The 20,949-nt window shown below is 67.7% G+C and carries 15 protein-coding genes; 9 read left to right on the top strand and 6 right to left on the bottom strand.

Features of this window, described 5'->3' with window-relative positions; genetic code table 11:
* Positions 1-71: 71 nt before the first annotated feature.
* On the top strand, positions 72-1,946 hold the full coding sequence (gene ggt, locus G3I17_RS26165) for a gamma-glutamyltransferase (protein ID WP_164600253.1): 1,875 nt from the start codon (positions 72-74) through the stop codon (positions 1,944-1,946).
* On the opposite strand, the gene G3I17_RS26160 is transcribed toward ggt, so the two are convergent.
* Positions 1,943-2,218 (bottom strand): hypothetical protein, encoded by a 276-nt coding sequence (locus G3I17_RS26160; RefSeq protein ID WP_164600252.1) that lies wholly within the window; start codon positions 2,216-2,218, stop codon positions 1,943-1,945. The two genes, ggt and G3I17_RS26160, sit on opposite strands and share 4 nt — an antisense overlap.
* Before the next feature lie 45 nt (positions 2,219-2,263).
* On the opposite strand from G3I17_RS26160, the gene dapF reads away from it, so the two are divergent.
* Together dapF and hflX are read left to right on the top strand one after the other, a co-directional pair.
* Positions 2,264-3,106: a diaminopimelate epimerase gene (gene dapF, locus G3I17_RS26155; RefSeq protein WP_164600251.1), complete on the top strand. Its 843-nt coding sequence runs from the start codon at positions 2,264-2,266 to the stop codon at positions 3,104-3,106.
* Between the two features lie 82 nt (positions 3,107-3,188).
* Positions 3,189-4,703 carry a GTPase HflX gene (hflX, locus tag G3I17_RS26150; RefSeq protein WP_164600250.1) on the top strand — a complete coding sequence of 505 codons (1,515 nt, stop codon included), beginning with the start codon at positions 3,189-3,191 and terminating at the stop codon, positions 4,701-4,703.
* Between the two features lie 101 nt (positions 4,704-4,804).
* Here the strand turns inward: hflX and G3I17_RS26145 are convergent, their stop codons facing one another.
* Positions 4,805-7,177, bottom strand: a complete 2,373-nt coding sequence (locus G3I17_RS26145; protein ID WP_164600249.1) for an immune inhibitor A domain-containing protein — start codon at positions 7,175-7,177, stop codon at positions 4,805-4,807.
* Between the two features lie 239 nt (positions 7,178-7,416).
* Here G3I17_RS26145 and G3I17_RS26140 point away from each other — a divergent pair, with 239 nt between their 5' ends.
* Entirely contained in the window at positions 7,417-8,583 is a 1,167-nt protein-coding gene (locus G3I17_RS26140) for a DUF5931 domain-containing protein (RefSeq protein WP_164600248.1), read from the top strand.
* A complete protein-coding gene (locus G3I17_RS26135) occupies positions 8,580-9,218 on the top strand; it encodes a response regulator transcription factor (protein ID WP_164600247.1) in 639 nt (212 codons plus the stop codon). The genes G3I17_RS26140 and G3I17_RS26135 overlap by 4 nt, the downstream gene beginning before the upstream one ends.
* Positions 9,219-9,285: 67 nt before the next feature.
* Here the strand turns inward: G3I17_RS26135 and G3I17_RS26130 are convergent, their stop codons facing one another.
* The gene (locus G3I17_RS26130; RefSeq protein WP_164600246.1) at positions 9,286-10,479 is read right to left on the bottom strand and encodes a S8 family peptidase; all 1,194 of its coding nucleotides are present in this window, start codon (positions 10,477-10,479) and stop codon (positions 9,286-9,288) included.
* Between the two features lie 328 nt (positions 10,480-10,807).
* Here G3I17_RS26130 and secD point away from each other — a divergent pair, with 328 nt between their 5' ends.
* From secD to ligD, 3 genes are all read left to right on the top strand, one after another.
* Positions 10,808-13,108 (top strand): protein translocase subunit SecD, encoded by a 2,301-nt coding sequence (gene secD, locus G3I17_RS26125; RefSeq protein WP_164600245.1) that lies wholly within the window; start codon positions 10,808-10,810, stop codon positions 13,106-13,108.
* Between the two features lie 65 nt (positions 13,109-13,173).
* Positions 13,174-15,168 carry an ATP-dependent DNA helicase gene (locus G3I17_RS26120; RefSeq protein ID WP_343238417.1) on the top strand — a complete coding sequence of 665 codons (1,995 nt, stop codon included), beginning with the start codon at positions 13,174-13,176 and terminating at the stop codon, positions 15,166-15,168.
* A gap of 6 nt (positions 15,169-15,174) precedes the next feature.
* Positions 15,175-16,143 (top strand): non-homologous end-joining DNA ligase, encoded by a 969-nt coding sequence (ligD, locus tag G3I17_RS26115; protein WP_164600244.1) that lies wholly within the window; start codon positions 15,175-15,177, stop codon positions 16,141-16,143.
* Here the strand turns inward: ligD and G3I17_RS26110 are convergent.
* From G3I17_RS26110 to lexA, 3 genes are all read right to left on the bottom strand, one after another.
* Positions 16,140-18,431: a hypothetical protein gene (locus tag G3I17_RS26110; protein WP_164600243.1), complete on the bottom strand. Its 2,292-nt coding sequence runs from the start codon at positions 18,429-18,431 to the stop codon at positions 16,140-16,142. The two genes, ligD and G3I17_RS26110, sit on opposite strands and share 4 nt — an antisense overlap.
* A gap of 268 nt (positions 18,432-18,699) precedes the next feature.
* Positions 18,700-19,212, bottom strand: coding sequence for a glutathione peroxidase (locus G3I17_RS26105; RefSeq protein WP_164600242.1), 513 nt, complete (start codon positions 19,210-19,212; stop codon positions 18,700-18,702).
* 48 nt (positions 19,213-19,260) lie between these two features.
* Positions 19,261-20,034, bottom strand: a complete 774-nt coding sequence (gene lexA / locus G3I17_RS26100; RefSeq protein WP_164600241.1) for a transcriptional repressor LexA — start codon at positions 20,032-20,034, stop codon at positions 19,261-19,263.
* Positions 20,035-20,390: 356 nt separating this feature from the next.
* On the opposite strand from lexA, the gene G3I17_RS26095 reads away from it, so the two are divergent.
* Complete coding sequence (locus G3I17_RS26095; protein ID WP_203590769.1) at positions 20,391-20,936, top strand: LysM peptidoglycan-binding domain-containing protein; 546 nt, start codon at positions 20,391-20,393, stop codon at positions 20,934-20,936.
* Positions 20,937-20,949: the final 13 nt, after the last annotated feature.

Below are 20,949 nucleotides of genomic sequence, written 5' to 3'. Positions count from 1 at the left end.
ACGACTGGCGAACTCGCCGCTGAGACGGTAGGCAGGGCCCTGTCCCTGTACGCCGATTCCGCGGAGGACCCGTGACCCCGAAACGCCTGGCCGCCACCCTGACAGCGGGTGCCCTCGTCCTGGGCGGCCTGACTGCGAGCGGTGCAGCCGCCGCCCAGACCGGCCCCACCTCCACCCGTACGGCCGCTGCCCAGACCGACGACCACAGCGCCCAGTCGCCCAAGAAGTACGCCACGGCGATCGGCTTCGGCGGCGCCGTCGCCTCCGTGGACGCCGACGCGACCAACATCGGTGTCTCCGTACTGCGTCGTGGCGGCAACGCCGTCGATGCGGCCGTCGCGACCGCGGCCGCGCTCGGCGTGACCGAGCCGTACTCCGCCGGCGTCGGTGGTGGCGGCTACTTCGTCTACTACAGCGCGAAGAACCGCAAGGTCTACACGATCGACGGCCGGGAGACCGCGCCCGCGACGATGCCCGCCGACGCGTTCATCAACCCGGCCACGGGCAAGCCCTACACGTTCTTCCCCGACCTGGTGACGTCGGGCGTATCGGTCGGCATCCCCGGCACGCTCGCGACCTGGGACTCGGCTCTGCAGTCGTGGGGCACGCTGCCGCTCGGCAAGGCGCTGAAGCCGGCCGCGGATCTGGCCGATCACGGGTTCGTGGTCGACCAGACCTTCCGCAACCAGACGCTCGACAACAAGGCGCGCTTCTCGGCGATCGCGCCGACGGCACAGCTGTACCTCCCCAATGGGGATGCTCCGGTGGTCGGTTCCGTGTTCAAGAACAAGGACCTCGCCAAGACCTATGAGCTGTTCGGTAAGAAGGGGTCGTCCGCCTTCTACACCGGGCCGCTGGCCCAGGAGATCCAGACGGCTGTGCAGACGCCGCCCAAGACTCCGGGCACGACGTTGCCGGTGATGCCTGGTCACCTCACCACGGCCGACCTGGCGAAGTACAAGGTGATCCGGCAGGAGCCGACGAAGGTCAGCTACGACGGGCTGGACGTCTACAGCATGGCGCCGTCCTCCTCCGGCGGTACGACGGTCGGCGAGGCGCTCAACATCCTCGCGCCGCTCAAGTTGTCGAAGCAGTCGACCCCGCAGGCGTTGCACTCCTACCTCGAGTCGACGGCGCTCGCATTCGCCGATCGCGGCAAGTACGTCGGCGACCCGGCGTTCGTCGACGTACCGCAGAAGGAGCTGCTGTCCAAGGGCTTCGGCGCCGAGCGGTCCTGCCAGATCGATCCGGCGAAGGCGTCGGTCAAGCCGCTGCCGCCCGGTTCACCGGACGGCTCGTACTCCGGTTGCCCGGCCGGTATTGCGACCGAGGACAAGCCCGACACCGAAGGCCTGTCGACCACGCACCTGGTCGCGGCGGACAAGTGGGGCAACGTCGTCTCGTACACGCTGACGATCGAGCAGACCGGCGGCAGCGGCATCCTCGTGCCCGGTCGCGGCTTCCTGCTCAACAACGAGCTGACCGACTTCTCCGCCGTCTACGACGCGGCCGACCCGAACCGGATCCAGCCGAACAAGCGGCCGCGATCCTCGATGGCGCCGACGATCGTGCTGAAGAACGGCAAGCCGTTCCTCGCGCTCGGGTCGCCGGGTGGTTCGACGATCATCACGACCGTGCTGCAGACGCTGACCAACCGGCTGGACCGGGGGATGACGCTGCCCGACGCGATCGCCGCGCCGCGTGCGTCCCAGCGGAACACAGTGACCGTCACCGCCGAGCCGCCGTTCATCGACGCCTACGGCACCGCTCTCAAGCCCTACGGCCACACGCTGGTCCCGGCCGGTGACGCGCTCACCTCAGCTGCCGAGATCGGAGCGGTCGCCGCTCTCGAAGTACTGCCGGGTGGCGGCTATCTCGCTGCCGCCGAGCCGAAGCGCCGCGGTGGCGGTGCGGCAGGCACGGTCAACCAGCTCTGGCCGAACTAACCCTTCTTCAACCTCTTAGGAGCAGTCGGTAGCGGCGGAGGCTCGACCGGTGGTGCTGCGGCAGCACCGGCATCGAGCCACCCGTCGTACTGCGTGACCAGCGGCTCCACCACTGCCAGATCGGCATCAGCCGGCACGAGGACCATCCACGGATGGTCCTCGTCGTCGTCTTCCCCCTGAAACCGATCCCGCCGGACAACGGCATCGATCCGCCCCGCCACCGCATCCGCGTCTTCCCGCTCCCAGAAGTACGCGACCACCTGCTCACCCATGCCCCAAACGGTACGACCAACCCGTGCCGCCCGTACGATTTCCCCATGAGCACCTTCCCCTGGCTGAAGGGGCACGGTACGGAGAACGACTTCGTGCTGCTGCCCGACCCCGACGGGAGCGTGCACGGCGAGCTCGATGCAGCCGTCGTCCGCTTCCTGTGCGACCGGCATGCCGGGCTCGGGGCCGACGGGGTGCTGCGGGTGATCGAAGGCTCGAAGCAGTCGTACGTCGAGGACGGTGGCGACTGGTTCATGGACTATCGCAACGCCGACGGGTCGATCGCCGAGATGTGTGGCAACGGGGTCCGGGTTTTCGTCCGGTACCTGGCTGAGGCCGGCCTGGTCGGCGACAAGCCGGTCCGGGTGGGGACCCGGGCGGGTGTGAAAGAGGTCGTCCTGAACGACGACGGCACGATCACCGCCGACATGGGCGAACCAACCCTCCCTGGGCCGGCCGGCATCGTTGTGGAGGCGAACGGGCATCAGTGGCCCGCGCTGCACGTTGACATGGGCAACCCGCACGCGGTGGCGTTCGTCGACTCGCTCGACGAGCCGGGCAACCTGTGCGATCAGCCCGGCTGGTCGCCGGCCGAGGCGTACCCGCACGGCGTGAACATCGAGTTCGTGGTCCGCAAAGGGCCGAACGAGGTGGCGATGCGGGTGCACGAGCGGGGCGCGGGGGAGACCCGGTCCTGCGGCACGGGCACCTGCGCGGTGGCCGTGGCAGCCGCCCGGGCCGCCCGCCAGAGCACGCCGGTCTCGTACCGCGTCGAAGTACCGGGTGGTGCTGTCACCGTGAACTGGCGTGAAGACAACCATCTGGAGCTCACCGGGCCGGCCGTGATCCACGCCCGCGGCGAGTTCGATCGGGCCTGGCTGCCCGCCTGAACGGGAATTCAGCGAGCCGCTGGATCGTTGGAAGTGAAATCGGCTCGCCTGTCTGGGTGCGCCGTGCCACGATGGAAGGTATATGACGACCCATTCGAACGCATACGACGAGACCACCGACGCCGACCTCGACCTGCTCCAGGACGACGTGCTCGACGACGAGGAGACAGACTCGTCGTCGGATCCGGAGTCATCGGGTTACGGCCGCGACTACTCCGCTGAGGAGAACACCGAAGGCCTAGAGCTCGAGGAACGCCAGGCGCTGCGGCGCGTGGTGGGGATGTCGACCGAGCTGACGGACATCAGCGAGGTCGAGTACCGCAAGCTCCTGCTGGAGCGCGTGCTGCTGGTCGGCGTGTGGACCGACGGCAGCGCCGAGGACGCCGAGAACTCGCTCGCCGAGCTGAAACTGCTCGCCGAGACCGCGGGTTCGGAGGTGCTCGACGGCGTGATCCAGCGGCGCAAGAAGCCCGATGCTGCTACCTATATCGGTAGCGGCAAGGTGGCCGACCTGCGCAACCTGGTCGCCGCCCTCGGCGCCGACACGGTGATCGCGGACGGCGAGCTCGCGCCCGCCCAGCTGCGCAACCTGGAAGACAAGCTGAAGGTCAAGGTGGTCGACCGGACCGCGCTGATCCTCGACATCTTCGCCCAGCACGCGAAGAGCAAGGAAGGCAAGGCCCAGGTCGAGCTGGCCCAGCTGCAGTACATGAAGCAGCGGCTGCGTGGCTGGGGTGGAAACCTGTCCCGCCAGGCCGGTGGCCGGGTGGGCGCGGCCGGTGGCGGTATCGGTGGTCGTGGTCCTGGTGAAACCAAGATCGAGACCGACCGGCGCCGGATCAACACCAAGATCGCCAAGCTGCGCCGCGAGCTGAAGGACCTGAAGGGCACCCGCGCGACGATGCGCCAGGAGCGTCGCCGGCACGCGATCCCGTCGGTCGCGATCGCGGGCTACACGAACGCGGGCAAGTCCTCGCTGCTGAACAGCATGACGAACGCCGGCGTACTGGTCGAGAACGCGCTGTTCGCGACGCTGGACCCGACCACCCGGCGTACGACAACGGCGGATGGACGGGTCTACACGTTCACCGACACCGTCGGATTCGTCCGGCACCTGCCGCACGACATCGTCGAGGCGTTCCGCTCGACGCTGGAGGAGGTCGCGGACGCGGACCTGCTGCTGCACGTGGTGGACGGCTCGCACCCGGACCCGATCGCCCAGATCAACGCGGTCCGCGAGGTGCTCAGCGAGATCGGTGCCGCGAACGTCCAGGAGATCATCGTGATCAACAAGGGCGACGTGGCCGACCCGATGGCGCTCGCGCCGATCCTGCACCGGGAGACGGGCGCGATCGTCGTGTCCGCCCACACCGGTGACGGCATCGACAAACTGCGCGCCCTGGTCGAGGCGGCCCTGCCGAGCCCGGACGTGGCAGTCGAGCTGCTGCTGCCCTACGACCGTGGCGACCTGGTCTCCCGGATCCACTCCGAGGGCGCGGTGGACCAGCTGGAGCACACCGGCGACGGCACGAGGATGACTGCCAGGGTGCACGCCGACCTGGCCGGCGACCTCGCGCAGTACGCGGTAACTGCCTGACGCTCACTGCCTGGCGTGTACGGCGCTCCGTAGTACTCGCTAGACGGACCAGCGGCCCCCGGGAAACTTCCCGGGGGCCGCTGGCTTGTGTCGTGCAGTGATCAGCTGCGCGGGGAGATCCTGATCTTGATCGAGGTGTTGTCGCGCGACGTCACCCGGATGTTGACGCCGTTGTTCGGCACCTTGACGCTGTTCTGCGGCTGCGCCGCGGACCAGTAGGACAAGCCGTCGTTGAACAGCGGCTGGGCGTTCTGACCGCGGATGTAGCTGGCCTGGCCGTTCAGGTGCAGAGTGAACGAGTCGGCCTTCTCCAGCCCGAAGGGTGCGTCGTAGCCGCTGACCCGCGGACGCCAGATGCCACCGTCGAGACGGTTGATCGGGGTCGGGTGCGAGTCGATCGGCAGGACGAGGCCCTCACCGGGGTGCTGGTTGGTGTTGTTGTCCGACTGCGAGGTGTCCCAGTACCAGATCAGCAGACCGTCCTGGAGCGGGAAGTGCTCCACCTTGTCCGCCAGCGTGCTGGCCCAGCCGAAGTTGTACGGCCCGGTCTTCAGGTTGGCGTCGTAGGAGGTGTAGTTGATGTGCGAGGCGATGTAGTAGTTGTCGTACGCCGTGGTCAGCGTCGACCCGACCGAGCTGAAGCCGTTCAGCGTCCAGCCCTCCGGAGTTGCCTCCGCACCCGAGGCCAGCACCGTGGTGGCGCCGTTGGTCACCTTGATGTCGTCCAGGTGGATACCGAATCCGCCGGTGTTCGTGTCGGTGGCGTAGCGGAACTGCAGGCCGATCGTCTTGCCGGCGTAGGCCGACAGGTCGAACGTGGCCGGCTTCCAGCCGTTGCTGGCGCCGTTGATGCCGTTGCCCGTGGCCGGGTCGGTGATGTTGCCGGGAATCGCCTTGTAGCCGGTGCCGTCGTTCACCTCGACATAGGCGTAGTCGTAATCGACCTCGGTGTCATAGTTCGCCTGGAAGGTGAGGGACGTGGTACCGGCCGGGACCACGACCTGGCGGCTCATCGTCCGATTGAAGTTGTCACCCCTGCCGCTCCACCAGCTCTTCGCGCCGACAGCCGGCGGCTGCAGCGGTGAGGTCACCAGCTTCTTCGGCAGGGTGACCACGACGGCCTGCGGGTTGTCCGAGTTGTACTCGTGCGGACCGAGCTCGAGCTTCCGCTCTTGACCGGCAGCGACGATCTCGTAGTCCAGCCAACCGAGCTGCAGCTTGTCCCACGCGCCGAAGTCGGCAGCCTGCTCGCCGATACCGCCGTCACCGGGCTTGCTGACCCGGCTCTGCGCCATGATCGTCCACCAGTTCACGCCGTTCTCGATGGCGGGACCCGAGGTGTCGTAGTGGTCCGGCAGACCGAGGTCGTGGCCGAACTCGTGCGCGAAGACGCTGATGCCGCCGTTCTCGGGCTGGATCGTGTAGTCGCCGACCCACAGGCCGGTGTCACCGATCTGCGCGCCGCCGGCCGGGTTGGTGGCCGGGCCACCCGCGACACCGACGTACCAGCGGTGCGACCAGATCGCGTCTTCACCCTGCTGGGGGTCACCATCGGCCTGGTCGCCACCGGAGTGGACGATCTGGAAGTGGTCGATGTAGCCGTCGGGCTCGTTGAAGTTGCCGTCACCGTCGTAGTCGTAACGGTCCCACTGGTCGAACGTCGCCAGGTCGGCCTTGATCTGGGCCGTGGTGCGACCGGCCGCCTTCTGGTCGGCGACCCACTGGTTCACCGCGTCCGCGACGAGCGCCCAGGTGTTGTTACAGACGTTGCCGGTGCAGCCGGTCGCGTTGTTCGAGCGGCCGTAGCGGGCTTCGTTGTACTTGACCTTGACCCAGTTGGTGACCTCGCCGTCGACGCTGTACCGGCCGGACGACTGCTTCTCGTAGTACTTCTTCACGGAGTTGCCGCTGCCGAAGTACATCTGCTGGAAGTGCGTCTGGTCATAGTTGGCCTGCCAGACGGTGGAGTTGTCCACCGACCGGTCGGGCGCGGGGATCGCGTTGTGCAGCGGGCCCTCGAAGGTCGCCGGACCAGGGATCGCGACGTTCGTGTCCCGGTCTGGGTAGTTGGGGTGCCGTTCGTTGCCGAACTCGGCGAGGACGACGAAGATCTTGTCGGTCTTCTCGCGGCTCAGCTCGACGTACTGGTCGACCTTCGCCTTGGAGGCGGTGGCCTTGCCGGCCTTCAGGCTGCCCTTCGCGCCGGCGGTCTTGGTGCCCAGCTTCACAACGGTGCTGGCGCCGCGCTTCTCGGCCTTGGCCGATCCGTTCAGGACCTTGGTCAGCGCTTCCTGACGCAGCTCCCGGCGCTTGTCCTCCAGCGGGCTGGGCAGCTCGTCCGAGGTCTGAGTGGGCTCACTCACGGCCGGTGCGGCCTCGACCTGCGGCTGGGCGGCGTTGCTGGCTGAGGCCAAGCTCAAGCCGAACGTCGTCGCCAGAGCCAGGCTGAACAGCCCGGCAGATACTTTGCGCACGATTCCCTCCCTGTACTGAAAAATCACGTCGCGCATGGTGACGCAACGTGGTCATGGCTCCCCCGAGCGTGGTACTTCTGCGCGACAGTACGGGTAAAATCAGCGATCCTGAAGTGGTTCCGGTGAAATTTCCACGTAACCACGGGGAATCATGCACGTACGCATTGAGTAAGACCACTCAGTCGACTGGAGTAGGTCAACGCAGCGTCGCGACCGCCGGGATTGGCACACTGTCCTCTATGGATGTTTCGCTTGGTGGCCTGCGCCCCGACGCCGGCCGGTCGCGAGGCGACGTCGTCGACCTGATGCTGCCGCTGTGGCGTGCCCTGGTGGTCTTCCGGGTGATCACCTGGGGATTCGCCTGTTTCGGCGTCTGGAGTCGTTGGGACGGTATTCACCGGCCGGCCGGTGCGGTGATTCAGCTGGCCGTGATGGGTTTATGGACCATTGTCGCGTCAATTGGTTACAGCCGGCATTGGGGCCGTCGCAATACGCGACTGTCCTTTGCCGATCTGATCGTCACCGTCGGTTGCATGTACCTCACTCTGCTGGCCCAGCCGCTGCTGGACATTCGCGCTGGAGCGTCGGTCCTCACCTCGGTCTGGGCGGCCGGACCGGTGCTCGCGCTGGCGATCTCGCGCGGCCGCGACGGCGGTCTGCTCGGCGCCGCGACGATCAGCCTGGCGTTGCTGTCGCTGCGGGGAGTCGACAACGCGGCCAGGATCCTCAGCAACGTCCAGCTGCTGCTGGTCGCCGGTCTGGTCGTCGGGTACGCCGCCAGTACGATGCGCCGGGCCACCAGCCGGCTGCGCGACGCGATCGCCGCGGAGAGCGCCACCGCCGAGCGGCTCCGGCTCAACCGGTCGATCCACGACGGGGTGCTCCAGGTGCTGGCCCAGGTGCAGCGACGCGGCAACGCGATCGGTGGCGAGGCGGTTGAGCTGGCCTCGATGGCCGCCGAACAAGAGGTCGCCCTGCGCACCTTGATGTCGAGCCGGGCCGTCACCGGCGACCGTGGCCGGATCGATCTGTGCATGTTGTTGTTGCCATTGGCAACGCCGCGGATCGACGTCGTGGTGCCGGCCGGACAGGTGCTGCTGCCGACCGCGAAGGCGACCGAGCTGGTGGCCGTGGTCAAGGAAGCGCTCAGCAACGTGAGCAAGCATGCCGGGCCCGACGCGCAGGCGTGGGTGGTGGTCGAGGACCTCGGTGCCGACGTGTTGTTGTCGATCCGCGACGATGGAGCCGGGACGACGGTGGACCGGCTCGAGGCGGACCGGTCCGACGGGCACCTCGGCGTCAGCCAGTCGATCCGCGGCCGGATCACCGATCTGGGCGGCAGCGTCACGGTCCGGACCGCTCCGGGCGAAGGCACCGAGTGGGAGATGAAGGTGAGCACGGCATGACACGGGTGATGATCGTCGACGACCACCCGATGTGGCGTGAAGGCGTCGCGCGGGATCTGGGCAGCCGCGGATACGACGTCTGCGCGACCGCGTCGGACGTCGCCAGTGCGGTCAGGATCGCGCTGGCGACCCGGCCGGAGGTCGTGGTGATGGACCTGCAGCTCGGCGACGGCTCCGGCGTGGATGCCACCCGGGAGATCACTGCAGCGCTCCCGGACACGCGGGTGCTGGTGCTGTCGGCCAGCGCGGAGCAGGCGGATGTACTGGCTGCTGTGAAGAACGGCGCCTCGGGGTACTTGGTCAAGTCGGCGTCGCTGGACGAGTTCGACGACGCAGTACGGCGTACTGCCGAGGGCGACGCGGTCTTCAGCGCTGGGCTCGCAGGCTTGCTGCTGGGGGAGTACAGGCGACTCGGAGCCGGGCCAGAGGTGCCACAGCTGACAGAGCGCGAAACGGAGGTGCTACGGCTGGTGGCGCGAGGCCTAACTGCCCGGCAGATCGCCACGAGGCTGGTGCTGTCGCACCGGACCGTCGAGAACCACGTACAGAACACCTTGCGGAAGCTGCAGCTCCACAACCGCGCAGAGCTGGTCCGCTACGCGATTGAAAACGGGATCGACCAGAGCGAGCAGTAGCCCACGTACGCCGTACCGATTGGGGCGGAACCGGTACGGCGTACTCAGCGTGGACTAGAGGCGTGGACTAGAGGCCGTTGCTGAACAGCAGGCGGTTCACGGTGCCGCCGGTGGTGCCACCGCTGACCACGTTCGGGGTCGCGTTGGTCTCGATGTAGGTCTTGACCGTGGCCGGTGTGGCCGACGGGCTGGTCTGCAGGTACAGCGCGGCGACGCCGGCGACGTGCGGCGTGGCCATTGAGGTGCCGTTGTAGGAGCCGGTGGTGTTACCGGGCAGCGTGGAGATGATGGCCGAGCCCGGCGCGTAGACGTCCACGCACGCACCGGTGCTGGAGTACGACGCCCGCGCGTCCGTGTTGGTGGATGCCGCGGTGACCAGTGCGGTCTCGATCTTGCGCGGCAGCAGGTTGCAGGAGTTGGCACCGGTGTTGCCGGCCGAGGTGGCCAGGAACACCCCGGAGCGGATCATGTTGCGCAGCGAGGTCTCCAGCGTCGTGTTGGCCGGGAAGTTCCACGAGGTGTTGGCGACGGCCGGCTTCACGGCGTGGGCGGTGACCCAGTCGACCGCGGCGATCGCGCCGGAGGCGGTCCCGCTGCCGGAGCAGTTGAGCCACTTCACGCCGTGCAGCCGGACCGCCTTGGCGACGCCGTACGAGGTGGAGCCGATGGTGCCGGCGACGTGCGTGCCGTGGCCGAGGCAGTCGGTGTTGTTGGTGTCGACCGAGTTGTAGTCGAAGGTGGCGCGGCCGCCGAAGTTCGGGTGGCTCGCGTCGATGCCGGAGTCGATGATGTACGCGTTCACGCCACTGCCGGTACGGGTGTAGGTGAACGAGTTCGACAGCGGCAGGTTGCGCTGGTCGATCCGGTCGATACCCCACGACGGCGGGTTGGTCTGGGTCGTGTCGATCGCCTTGTAGGAGACGTCCTGCGAGATGGCGACGACGTCGGGGCTCTTCTGCAGGGCGGCGAGCTGGGCGGCGGTGAGCTTCGCGCTGAAGCCGTTGACCGCGGTGCTGAACTGACGCTGCGGGGTGACCCCGAGTGACGACTTCAGCTTGCCGAGCTGGCTGCCTTCCTTCAGCTGGACGATGTAGGTGTCCTTCACCGCGGTCACGCCGGGGTCGGCGGACGCGGCCTGGATCAGGATGATCCGGCCACTGGGATCCGGAGCGGGAGCGGCGTTGGCGGTGCTCAGAGCGGTAGTCAAGGCGATCGCTGGCACGATGGCGGCGGCCAGGGTCAGGCGGATGCTTCGACGCACGGGTTCCTCCTCAGGAACTCATCACCCACCGGGGCGGAGGGGTGATCACACTCGGTCCACGATCGACTACAGAGTGAGTGGGAGTGAAGGTAGGGCTTACTCACCTGACGCGTCAATCAATTCGGCAGCGCACTGATGCCATGGCACTGTGTTGACACTCTTCCCACCCCACCACCCCGGTCGCTGACACTTCTCCCGCGACCCGGTCGCGCCTGGCTGGGGACTATCAGAGGCTTGCGTCCGTTCGTACACTGTGCGTTCCACACCCAGTGGATTGCTCTGTGTCACGACACTCACACGGTGAGTGCCCACTCTTCGGAGGCTTTTGGTGAACCGGTCGTCCCTGGTCCGCGCGTTGTTCGCGTTCCTCGTGTTCGCGGCGTCTACGTACGTCGTGCTGACCGCCAAGCCCGAACTGGGCCTCGATCTGCGCGGTGGCACCCAGATCGTGCTGGAGGCGAGCGACTCGCCGACGGTCAAGGCGACCAAGGAGACCACCGACAAGTCGCTGGAGGTCCTGCGCCGCCGGATCGACGCGCTCGGTGTCAGCGAGCCGACCGTGACCCGGCAGGGCGAGAAGCGAATCATCGTCGAACTGCCGGGCGTGCAGGACCCGCGCGAGGCGGCGAAGGTGATCGGCAAGACCGCCCAGCTGACCTTCCACGAGGTGCTCGCCATCGTCGAGGCCAAGCCGGCCAAGCCCGCCGCCGGCGAGCTGTACCTGCCCAACGACAACGGCCCCGGCTTCCTGCAACTGGCCAAGCCCGCGATGACCGGCGAGAAGATCAGCGGCGCGGACGGGTTGATCGATCCGCAGCAGCTGGCCCAGGGCTGGTTCGTCCAGATGAAGTTCAAGGACGACGGCGGCAAGATCTGGGCGAACATCACCGGCAAGGCCGCCTGCGAGCCGGTCAACACCCCGAAGCGCCAGGTCGCGATCGTGCTCGACAACGAGGTGATCAGCGCGCCGCAGGTCGATCCCAACGGCGGCGCTCAGCTCTGCAACGTGGGCATCGGCGGTGGTACGAGCACCATCACCGGAAGCTTCACCGAAGAAGACGCCAAGGACCTGGCCGCGCTGATCGAGGGCGGCTCGCTGCCGGTCCCGGTCAGCGTGATCGACCAGCGCGTCGTCGGCCCGTCGCTCGGCAAGGACGCGATCCAGGCGAGCGCGCTGGCCGGCCTGATCGGCGTCGCGCTGACCGCACTGTTCATCACCATCGTGTACCGGCTGGTCGGCCTGATGGCCGTCTTCGGCCTGATCGCGTACGCCGGACTGTCGTACGCCACCCTGACGCTGATGGGCGCGACCCTGACCTTGCCCGGCCTGGCGGGCTTCGTGCTCGCGATCGGGATGGCCGTCGACGCCAACGTGCTCGTCTTCGAGCGAGCACGGGAGGACTACATCGGCGGCCGGACCGATGGTTTGAGGAGATCTCTGCGCAGCGGCTTCCAGAACGCGCTGTCCGCGATCGCCGACTCCAACGTCACTACGCTGCTCGCCGCCGGGCTGCTGTTCTTCCTCGCCGCCGGGCCGGTCCGCGGCTTCGGCGTCACGCTGAGCATCGGTGTGGTCGCCTCGATGCTGTCCGCACTCGTCATCACCCGGGCGCTGGCCGAGTTCGTCGTCTCCCGCAAGTTCGTCCTGAACCGGCCCGGGATCAGCGGTATCGCCGGGCACGGCCGGGTGCGCACCTGGCTGGAGGAGAAGAAGCCGGCGCTGATGAAGCACAGCCGGCGCTGGCTGGTCATCACCGCCGTCGCGATCGTCGTCAGCGTGGCCGGGATCGGCATCCGCGGCCTGAACCTCGGGATCGAGTTCACCGGTGGCCGGCTGCTCGAGGTGAGCACGGCCCAGCAGATCACCCCGGACCAGGCCCGCGCCGCGGTCGCCGAGGCGGGCTACCCGAACGCCATCGTCCAGTCCTCCGGCGCCGACGACATCACCGTCCGGACCGGCACCATCAGCGACGACGAGACCGAGAAGATCCGCGCGTCGATCTCCCGGATCGGCGGCGGCACCGAACTGATCCGCAACGAGAGCATCGGCCCGTCGCTCGGCAGCGAACTGCGCGACAAGGCACTGATCGCGCTCGGCGTCGCCCTGCTGGCCCAGCTGGCGTACCTGGCCGTCCGCTTCCGCTGGACCTTCGGAGCCGGCGCGGTACTGGCACTGCTGCAGAACGTCGCGGTCGTCGTCGGGGTCTTCGCCTGGACGGGCAAACCGATCGACGGCATCTTCCTGGCCGCGATGCTGACCATCATCGGCTACACGGTCAACGACTCGGTCGTGGTCTTCGACCGGATCCGGGAGACCCGCAACGCCCGCGCGACCGACAACCTCGGGCCGGTGATCGACACCGCGATCATCAACGTGCTGCCGCGAACCATCAACACGGGAATCAGCACGCTGTTCATCCTCACCGCGCTGCTCTTCCTCGGCGGTGAGTCGCTCGGCGACTTCGCCCTCGCGCTGCTGCTCGGCATCCTGGTCGGCACCTACTCCTCCAACCTCACCGCGGCGCCGCTGCTGGTCGAGCTGGAGAAGCGCTACCCGGCACCGCCGCCCCGGCCCAAGGTCAAGCAGCGCGACCGCGACGCCGAACCGGACCGCGGCGCCGTCGTCTGACAGTTGTCCACAGGCACCCTGGTCGCGCTTCGGAGAATGTCCGGGGCTGCGGCTAGGGTGATGCGGTGGGTGTAGAAGTGCGGGAACTCTTGGAGGCTGCGGTCGCCGCGATCGGCGGGCAGACGCGCCCGGGCCAGGTCGAGATGGCCGAAGCGGTGAACGGATCCATGCACGACGGGTCCCATCTCCTGGTGCAGGCAGGGACGGGAACCGGTAAGTCACTCGGGTATCTCGTGCCGGCCCTGATCCATGCGGTGGAGAACCGCCGGGTGGTGGTGTCGACGGCGACGCTGACCCTCCAGTCGCAGCTGGTCGACCGGGACGTCCCGGCGCTGCTGGATGCCACCGAGAAGCTGCTCCCGCGCCGCCCGTCGTACGCGATCCAGAAAGGCCGCAACAACTACGCCTGCCTGCACCGCATCCGCGAAGGCGCGCCCGACGACGACGGCATGCTGATCGACATGCCGCCGGCCGGGCCGGTCGGCCAGCAGGTGCTCGAGCTGCGCGACTGGGCCGAGAAGCAGTTGCTCGACGGCGAGGCCGGCGACCGCGACCACGCGCCGTCGCACCAGTACCAGGCCTGGCAGCAGGTCGCGATCGCCGCCCGCGAGTGCCTCGGCGCCCAGAAGTGCCCGTACGGCGAGGAGTGTTTCGCCGAGAAGGCCAAGGAGCAGGCGCGCAAGGCCGATATCGTCATCACCAACCACGCGCTGCTCTCGATCGACGCCTTCGAGAACCGCACCGTACTGCCCGAGCACGATGTGGTGATCGTGGACGAGGCGCACGAGCTGCCCGCCCGGGTCACCGGCGCGGCCGGCGACGAGCTGTCACCGCAGATGGTCGAGCGAGCCGCCAAGCGCGCCCGCCGGTTCATCGACGACGACAAGGCCGACGACCTGGTCGACGCCTCCGATGCGCTCCGGGCGGCGCTCGACGAGACCCGCGAGGGCCGGATCGAGGCGGCCAACGGGGTAGTACTGGAGGCGGCGGCGCTGGTTCGCGACGCGGCCCGCGGCGTCTACTCGGATCTGAACAAGAAGTCCGACGACAAGGACGACGACCCCGACGGCGCGAAACGGCAGTCCAAGGGCGCGATCAAGGAGATCTTCGACGTCGCCGAGCGGGTCGCCGCGTTGCACGAGCTGGACGTCGTCTGGCTGGTCGACCGGGAGCGGTTCGGCCGCGAGTTGCGGATCGCGCCGCTGACCGTGGCCGGGCTGCTGCGCGAGCTGGTGCTGAAGGACCGCACCGTCGTGCTGACGTCGGCCACGCTCACCCTCGGCGGCGACTTCGACGCGATCGCCCGGCAGGTCGGCCTGCGCCCATCCGACAAGCTGCTCGACACCGACGAGATGCCTTCGGCTTCGACGGACACCGACTCCGAAACCGGGCCACTGCCTTGGCGAGGTCTCGACGTCGGCTCACCTTTCGAGTACGAGAAACAAGGCATCCTGTACGTCGCCAAACACCTGCCGCCGCCGCATCGCGACGGGCTGGGCAAGAAGCAGTTCGAGGAGATCATCGACCTGATCACCGCCGCGGGTGGCCGGACGCTCGGGTTGTTCTCGTCCCGGCGCGCGGCCGAGGCGGCGACGGCCGCCGTCCGCGAGGCGACGGATCTCAAGGTGCTCTGCCAGGGCGACGCGCAGCTGGGGGAGTTGTCGCGCGAGTTCGTCGACGATCCGGAGACCTCGCTGTTCGGCACGCTGTCGTTGTGGCAGGGGATCGACGTCCCGGGATCGACCTGCACCCTGGTGATCATCGACCGGGTCCCGTTCCCGCGCCCCGACGAGCCGTTGATGGCCGCGCGCCAGCGAGCCGTCGACGAAGCGGGTGGCAACGGGTTCATGGCAGTCGCCGCGACGCACGCCGCTCTGCTACTCGCCCAGGGGACCGGCCGGCTGATCCGCCGCACCTCCGATCGGGGTGTGGTCGCGATCCTCGACCCCCGCATCGTCACCGCTCGGTACGGCGGCTACCTGCGCGCCTCCTTGCCCCCGATGTGGCCGACGGCCGATCGTGAGAAGGTGCTCGGCGCCCTGAAGAGACTCCAGGACTGATTTCTCATGCCCGGGACAGTGCCACCAGTGCTGCCGATGATGGCGGCGCTCGGCACGATGCCGTCCGGGGCGGGCTGGTCGTACGAGATGAAGTGGGACGGCATCCGGGTGATCGCCGAGGTCGACGAGAGTGGCTGCAGGTTGTGGTCGCGCAACAGCCGCGACGTGTCCGGCGGCTATCCCGAGCTTCTCGGGCTCGCGCACGCGCCGGGGTTGGAGCTGCCCGCAGTACTGGATGGCGAGATCGTCACGCTCGACGAGTCGGGGGCGCCGTCGTTCGGGTTGCTGCAACGGCGGATGCACGTTCGCGATCCACGCCACCTGGCCCAGTTGATCAACCAGGTGCCCGTCTCCGTCCGGGTCTTCGACGTCCTCCGGTTCGCCGGACAATCATTGCTAGAGGCAAGCTACGACGAACGCCGCGCGCTGCTCGACTCGCTCGAGCTCGGCGACCCGTTCTGGGAGGTGCCCCCGGCATACGCCGATGCCGGCGAGGCGCTGGACCTGTCGGTCACGCAAGGGCTGGAAGGCGTCGTCGCCAAACGGCGCAAATCCCGGTACCTGCCGGGCAAACGCAGCTCGGACTGGGTCAAGGTCAAACCCGTGATCACCCACGACGTGATCCTCTGCGGCTGGCACCCCGGTGAAGGCAACCGCGAGGGCAAGATCGGCTCCCTGTACTGCGGCGCCTACGACTCACCCGGTGGCGAGCTGGTGCTGATCGGCAAGGTCGGTTCCGGCCTCGACTTCGCGATGCTCGAAGTACTGGGCGCCGAGCTCGCCGCCCTCGAGCTCGACACGCCGCCTTTCGACACCTCCACCATCCCGGCCGGCGACCGGCGGGCCGCGCACTGGCTCGACCCGCTCCTGGTCGCCGAGGTCACCTACTCGGGCTGGGCCGGCGACGGACGCCTACGCCACCCCGTCTGGCGAGGCCTCCGTCTCGATATCGACCCCTCGTCAGTAATTCGCTAACGCCCCACGGTCGAGCGTTGGGCGGCTTCGAGGACGGCGTAGCCCTCGGCGTAGGTGATTGATCCGGCCTGGACGAGCTCGGCGGACTTGGAACCGACTGCTGTGACATACGCCTTGTGGCTTGGCCAAGTGGCCTCCGCGTCCGGCAGATCGTCGATGAGCGTGCAGCCGTAGCGCAGGTTGCGGTTCGCCACGTTGCTGTTGATGTTGCCGGTCCAGACGGTCGCCCGAAGATCCGAGTGCGGACAGGGATCGACCGGCGGCGTGTAGGAAGCGAGGTTGGTCGGGTTCGTGTTGCCGTCCGGCCGGAGCAGCATGTAGTAGATGCCCGTCGGGGCCAGAGTCAACCGGTACATACCGCGGCTGCGCAGGACAGTCGGGGTGCCCGACAGGCTGTCGACCACGAACAGGCGGCCGCCCACGACGGCGTACAGGTAGCCATCGCGCCACGACAGGGCACCTTCGGTGGAAGCGGTCTCCGCGGTGAAGACGTGGATCCTCTTGATGACCTCACCGGTGGTCGGGTTGGCGACGAAGACCGTACCGTCGGCCAGTCCCCACACGTTGCCGTCGGGGCCGAGGCTCAGCTCGCCGATGGTGGTTGCGCCCGGGACCGGTACGACGTCCGTGCTCACCGTGCCCGTCGCGGGGTCCACCTTGACCAGGTGTGCCTCGGTCGCGCGCGGCTCGGTGCCCTGTCCGCCCTCGATGCTGGAGCCTGCCCACACGGCGGATCCGACCGGCAGGATCGAGGCGATGGTCTGGTCGACGACGATGTTGCGATGGACCGCCAGGTTGCCGGTCGAGACGGTGTAGACGGTGAACGCGCCGCCGTACTCGCCGTACCCGGGCGTCGTGCCCACATAGACCCGATCGCCCGATGGCACGACCGAGACCGGACGGTTCTGCAGGTCGCTGTCGACGAGGCTGAAGAGCACGCGTGGGTTCGTCGGGCTCTCGGGTTGATTCGGATCCCAGGCGGACAGCCGGCCGTACGGGTAGATGCCGACGTACAGCTTGTTGGCGGAGTTCCACGCCCAGTCCTCGACCTGTCCTTGCCGGGCGGTCAGCGTCGCCCGGGCGGTGACCGGGTCGTAGCTGGTGGTGGAGCCGTTGAGGAAGGCGTTGACCAGGATCTTGCCGGTCACCGGGTCCGCGATCGCGTGCTGCAAGGGAGCGGGCACATACTGGAACGGCGACGACCACTGCGCCAGTACGCCGGTCTGCGGGTTGTAGCGCCAGGTGCCACCGGAGTAGTTGCCGCCCAGGCCGTAGAGCATCGGCTGGCCGTTGTCGGTGATCCAGCCGTAGCCGATCGCCAAACCTCGGGTGATCCGGACGCCGGACGGGACCGTGCCGACCGTGTCGGTCGCCGGGTCGTAGCGGGTGAGCGCGAGGTTGCTGGTGAAGTAGACGCCGCCGGGGCCTGCGTTCGAGACGCCGCGGGCGCCGATGGGATATTCGGTGACCCGATTGCCGGTCGCCGTGTCGGTGAAGGTGACCTGTTTGTTGGTGGCCGCGTCGATCACGATCAGCCGCAGACTGGCGTTGCCGAAGACCCGGCCGTTCGCATAGTCGAGGTCCTGGAAATCCTTGGCCGTCAGCCCCGGGGGAGTGATGTCCTGCTTGGCGCCGGTGTCCAGGTCGATCCGGATCAGCTTCGCCTCGGGGGTCGCCAGGCCGGCGAACAACGCGTTGTGATCAGGGTCGTAGACGGCGGCCCGGACGTACTGCTGGACCGGGTCCAGCGAGCCGTAGTCGGTGAACTTGTTGGTCGTCGGGTCGTACTTGAACGCGTGGGCGTTCGGGTACGTCCCGGCGTACACGGCGCCGTCGCGACCAGGGGTGAGGCCGTACATCGACGCCTCACCGGGGATCGGCTGACCGAGGTCGGCGACCGTGGCCGTGTCGGGGCGGTAGCGGTACAGATGCGCGTTGGCGTAGCTACCGACGTACACGCTGCCGTCGGTCGCGACGGTGATCGCCCAGGCGCCGGCCGCACCGGGCAGCGGAATGGTGCGTAGTAGCTGGCGGCTGTGCACGTCGACGACGTTGAGCTGGGCGTTCTCACCAGCTGGTACGGCGTAGACGACATCGCGGCCGTCGGGCTCGTGGCCGAAGGCGCCTTCCATCACCGTCAACGAGGTGAGTGGGGTACCGAGGTCTTTGATGACGTCTGGTGGCGCGGCTACCGGCGCCGCATGGGCGGCGATCGGAGCGGTGAAGGTGGCTAGGACGGCCAGGGTGGCAATCAGGGCACGCTGAAGTGAACGACGGCGCGGAATCATGGCGGTTCTCCCTGCGACGGATCCCACGACGGTATAACGGTCATGGCCGAAACGTCTACAAGACAACCCGAGTGATTTCGGCCGTGACCGTAAGCCCGCCCAAAGGGTCAGTAAGCCCGGCTCGCGCCACCACTTTCCCTGGCCACACCAAGGGTCGGCAGGGCAGTTGTGGTTTGCACTGCGACGAGGGTTGCTTCACTGTCGCAGGCAAAAGAACGGCATCGATTCCAGCGGTACCCCGGAATCGATGCCAGCTATCGCCGGTGAATCAGTCGCCTGATTCGCGCCGGCTCGGCGCCGGCACCGCGAGCGCAGCCTCGATCTTGTCGGCCAGCTTCTCAGGCGTGTTGGTCGGCGCGTAGCGCGCGATCACACCACCGTCCCGGCCGATCAGGAACTTGCTGAAGTTCCACTTGATCCGGCCCCCGAGCAGGCCGCCCTGCTCGCGCTTCAGCCAGTTGTACAGCGGCAGCGTCTTGGAACCGTTCACGTCGATCTTGGCGAACATCGGGAACGTGACGTGATAGATCGTCGAACAGAAGTTCGCGATCTCGTTCTCGTCGCCCGGCTCCTGGTGACCGAACTGGTCGCAGGGAAAACCGAGCACCGAAAACCCTTGTTTCCGGTACGTCTTGTAGAGCTTCTGGAGTCCGGTGTACTGCGGCGTCTGACTGCACTGCGAGGCCGTGTTCACCACCAGGAGCACCTGGTCGCGGAAGTCGGAAAGAGACTGTTCATTGCCTTCGATCCGGGTGGCGCTGAAGTCATAGACAGTCGTCATAACTCAATCCTGACATGACACGCCCGAGTCCGCGCGCTGTCTGAGATGTCAGACACGCCGCAGAACTGTTACGACCTTTCCGAGGATGACCGCGTCCTTGCCGTCGATCGGCTCGAACGCCGGGTTGTGCGGGACCAGCAGGATCTCGGTGGCGGTCTTCTTGAACGTCTTCACGGTCGCCTCGCCGTCGATCATGGCAGCGACGATGTCACCGTTCTCGGCGGTCTGCTCCTGCCGCACGACCACCCAGTCACCGTCGCAGATGGCCGCCTCGATCATCGACTCACCCTTGACCTTCAGCATGAACAAGGTGCCTTCGCCAACCATTGCCTTGGGCAACGGAAAGACCTCCTCGATGTCCTGCTCGGCGAGGATCGGGTTACCGGCGGCGATCTGGCCGACCATCGGTACGTAGACCGCGGCCGGGTGCGCGTCGCCGGCCCCGGTCTCGTCGTACGACGTCTGCCGGACCGAGCCGACCGAACCGCGGCGCGCCGCGTCGGCGACCTCGTTCGGGTAGCGGACCTCGATCGCGCGCGGCCGGTTCGGGTCGCGGCGCAACAGGCCCTTCTGCTCGAGCACCTTCAGCTGGTGCGATACCGACGACGAGCTCGTCAGGCCGACCTTCTCGCCGATCTCGCGCATCGACGGCGGGTAACCGCGGCTGTCGACGGAATCGCGGATGACGTCCAGCACCCGGCGTTGACGCGGGGTCAGACCGGTGGCGTCGGCGGGACCGTCGGGCAGCTCGGAGACGGTCTTGGCGGGTGCTCCCGCGGCGGTGCGATCGTCCTTGCTGGAACCGCTCGGCGTCCTGGCCATGGTCAGGCTTCTCCTCGGGTCGGGCCGGCTGTCGGGCACCGGCCAGGCTTTGTCGACTGAGAAGACCGTAGACCGAATCCTGAGATTCTTCAAACATCTGTTCGAAGGCGTGTCGGTTCGCACGTTTGTTCGTGTGTCAGGTTATAGGGCAGCCGGGGCCGGGAATTTCTCCGGCGTGTCCTGGTTGGAAATGGTTGCGAAGACAGTGGCTGTCGGTTAATCATTCGTACAGGCGTTCGATCGAACAGGTGTTCGGGTTGATCGCCGCGGGGTGCTTCGGTGAAAACTGTCGGAGCCGCCCGGTAGACAGAGATCGACACCGCAGTTGGTACCTGAACAAGGGTCTGGAGGATCCGATGAGCACAGCGGCACTGGCGTCAGGAGTCCTGACAACAGGCGTGATGACGCCCGCGACCGAGGTGACCCGGTCACCCGGCGAGACCCGCAGGCGCCGCCGGATCCCCGGCACCACCACCGAGCCACTCCCGGTCCGTGCCTGCTCCGGCCCCGACCTCCTCCGCGAGGCGAGCCCCCGGCAGGCAGCACGGGCCAACCGCCCGGCGACGGGCAGACGAGCCAGCTGGTCCGCGGACATCGAGCCGTCCGCCCTGCAGCTGACCCGCCGCGGCAAGCTCCTGCTGACCACCGTCTCGGTCCTGGTCTTCGGTGCAGCGATCGCCGTCCTCGGCCTGCGAGTAGCCGGCGTCCTGGACCCCCAGCCCACCTTCGACCACACCATCCAGGTCCAGGTAGGCGCCGGCCAGTCCCTCTGGTCCATCGCCCAGGAAACCAACCCCACCGAAGACCCCACCGTCGTGGTCGAGAAGATCGCCGACCTCAACAACCTCGAAAGCTCGGCCGACGTAGTCCCCGGCCAAACCCTCCAAATCCCAATCCGCTGACCCGGCTGGCGCG

The sequence above is a fragment of the Streptomyces sp. SID13031 genome, assembly GCF_010548305.1.
GTDB lineage: Bacteria > Actinomycetota > Actinomycetes > Propionibacteriales > Kribbellaceae > Kribbella.
This window is presented reverse-complemented; position numbering and strand designations above follow the sequence as displayed.

Excerpts from the sequence above, each read along its gene's own strand:
- G3I17_RS26135 (WP_164600247.1), top strand. The coding sequence starts at position 8,580 with ATGACACGGGTGATGATCGTCGACGACCACCCGATGTGGCGTGAAGGC.
- dapF (WP_164600251.1), top strand. The coding sequence starts at position 2,264 with ATGAGCACCTTCCCCTGGCTGAAGGGGCACGGTACGGAGAACGACTTC.
- ligD (WP_164600244.1), top strand. The coding sequence starts at position 15,175 with ATGCCCGGGACAGTGCCACCAGTGCTGCCGATGATGGCGGCGCTCGGC.
- G3I17_RS26160 (WP_164600252.1), bottom strand. The coding sequence starts at position 2,218 with ATGGGTGAGCAGGTGGTCGCGTACTTCTGGGAGCGGGAAGACGCGGAT.
- G3I17_RS26095 (WP_203590769.1), top strand. The coding sequence starts at position 20,391 with ATGAGCACAGCGGCACTGGCGTCAGGAGTCCTGACAACAGGCGTGATG.
- lexA (WP_164600241.1), bottom strand. The coding sequence starts at position 20,034 with ATGGCCAGGACGCCGAGCGGTTCCAGCAAGGACGATCGCACCGCCGCG.
- G3I17_RS26140 (WP_164600248.1), top strand. The coding sequence starts at position 7,417 with ATGGATGTTTCGCTTGGTGGCCTGCGCCCCGACGCCGGCCGGTCGCGA.
- G3I17_RS26105 (WP_164600242.1), bottom strand. The coding sequence starts at position 19,212 with ATGACGACTGTCTATGACTTCAGCGCCACCCGGATCGAAGGCAATGAA.
- hflX (WP_164600250.1), top strand. The coding sequence starts at position 3,189 with ATGACGACCCATTCGAACGCATACGACGAGACCACCGACGCCGACCTC.
- G3I17_RS26110 (WP_164600243.1), bottom strand. The coding sequence starts at position 18,431 with ATGATTCCGCGCCGTCGTTCACTTCAGCGTGCCCTGATTGCCACCCTG.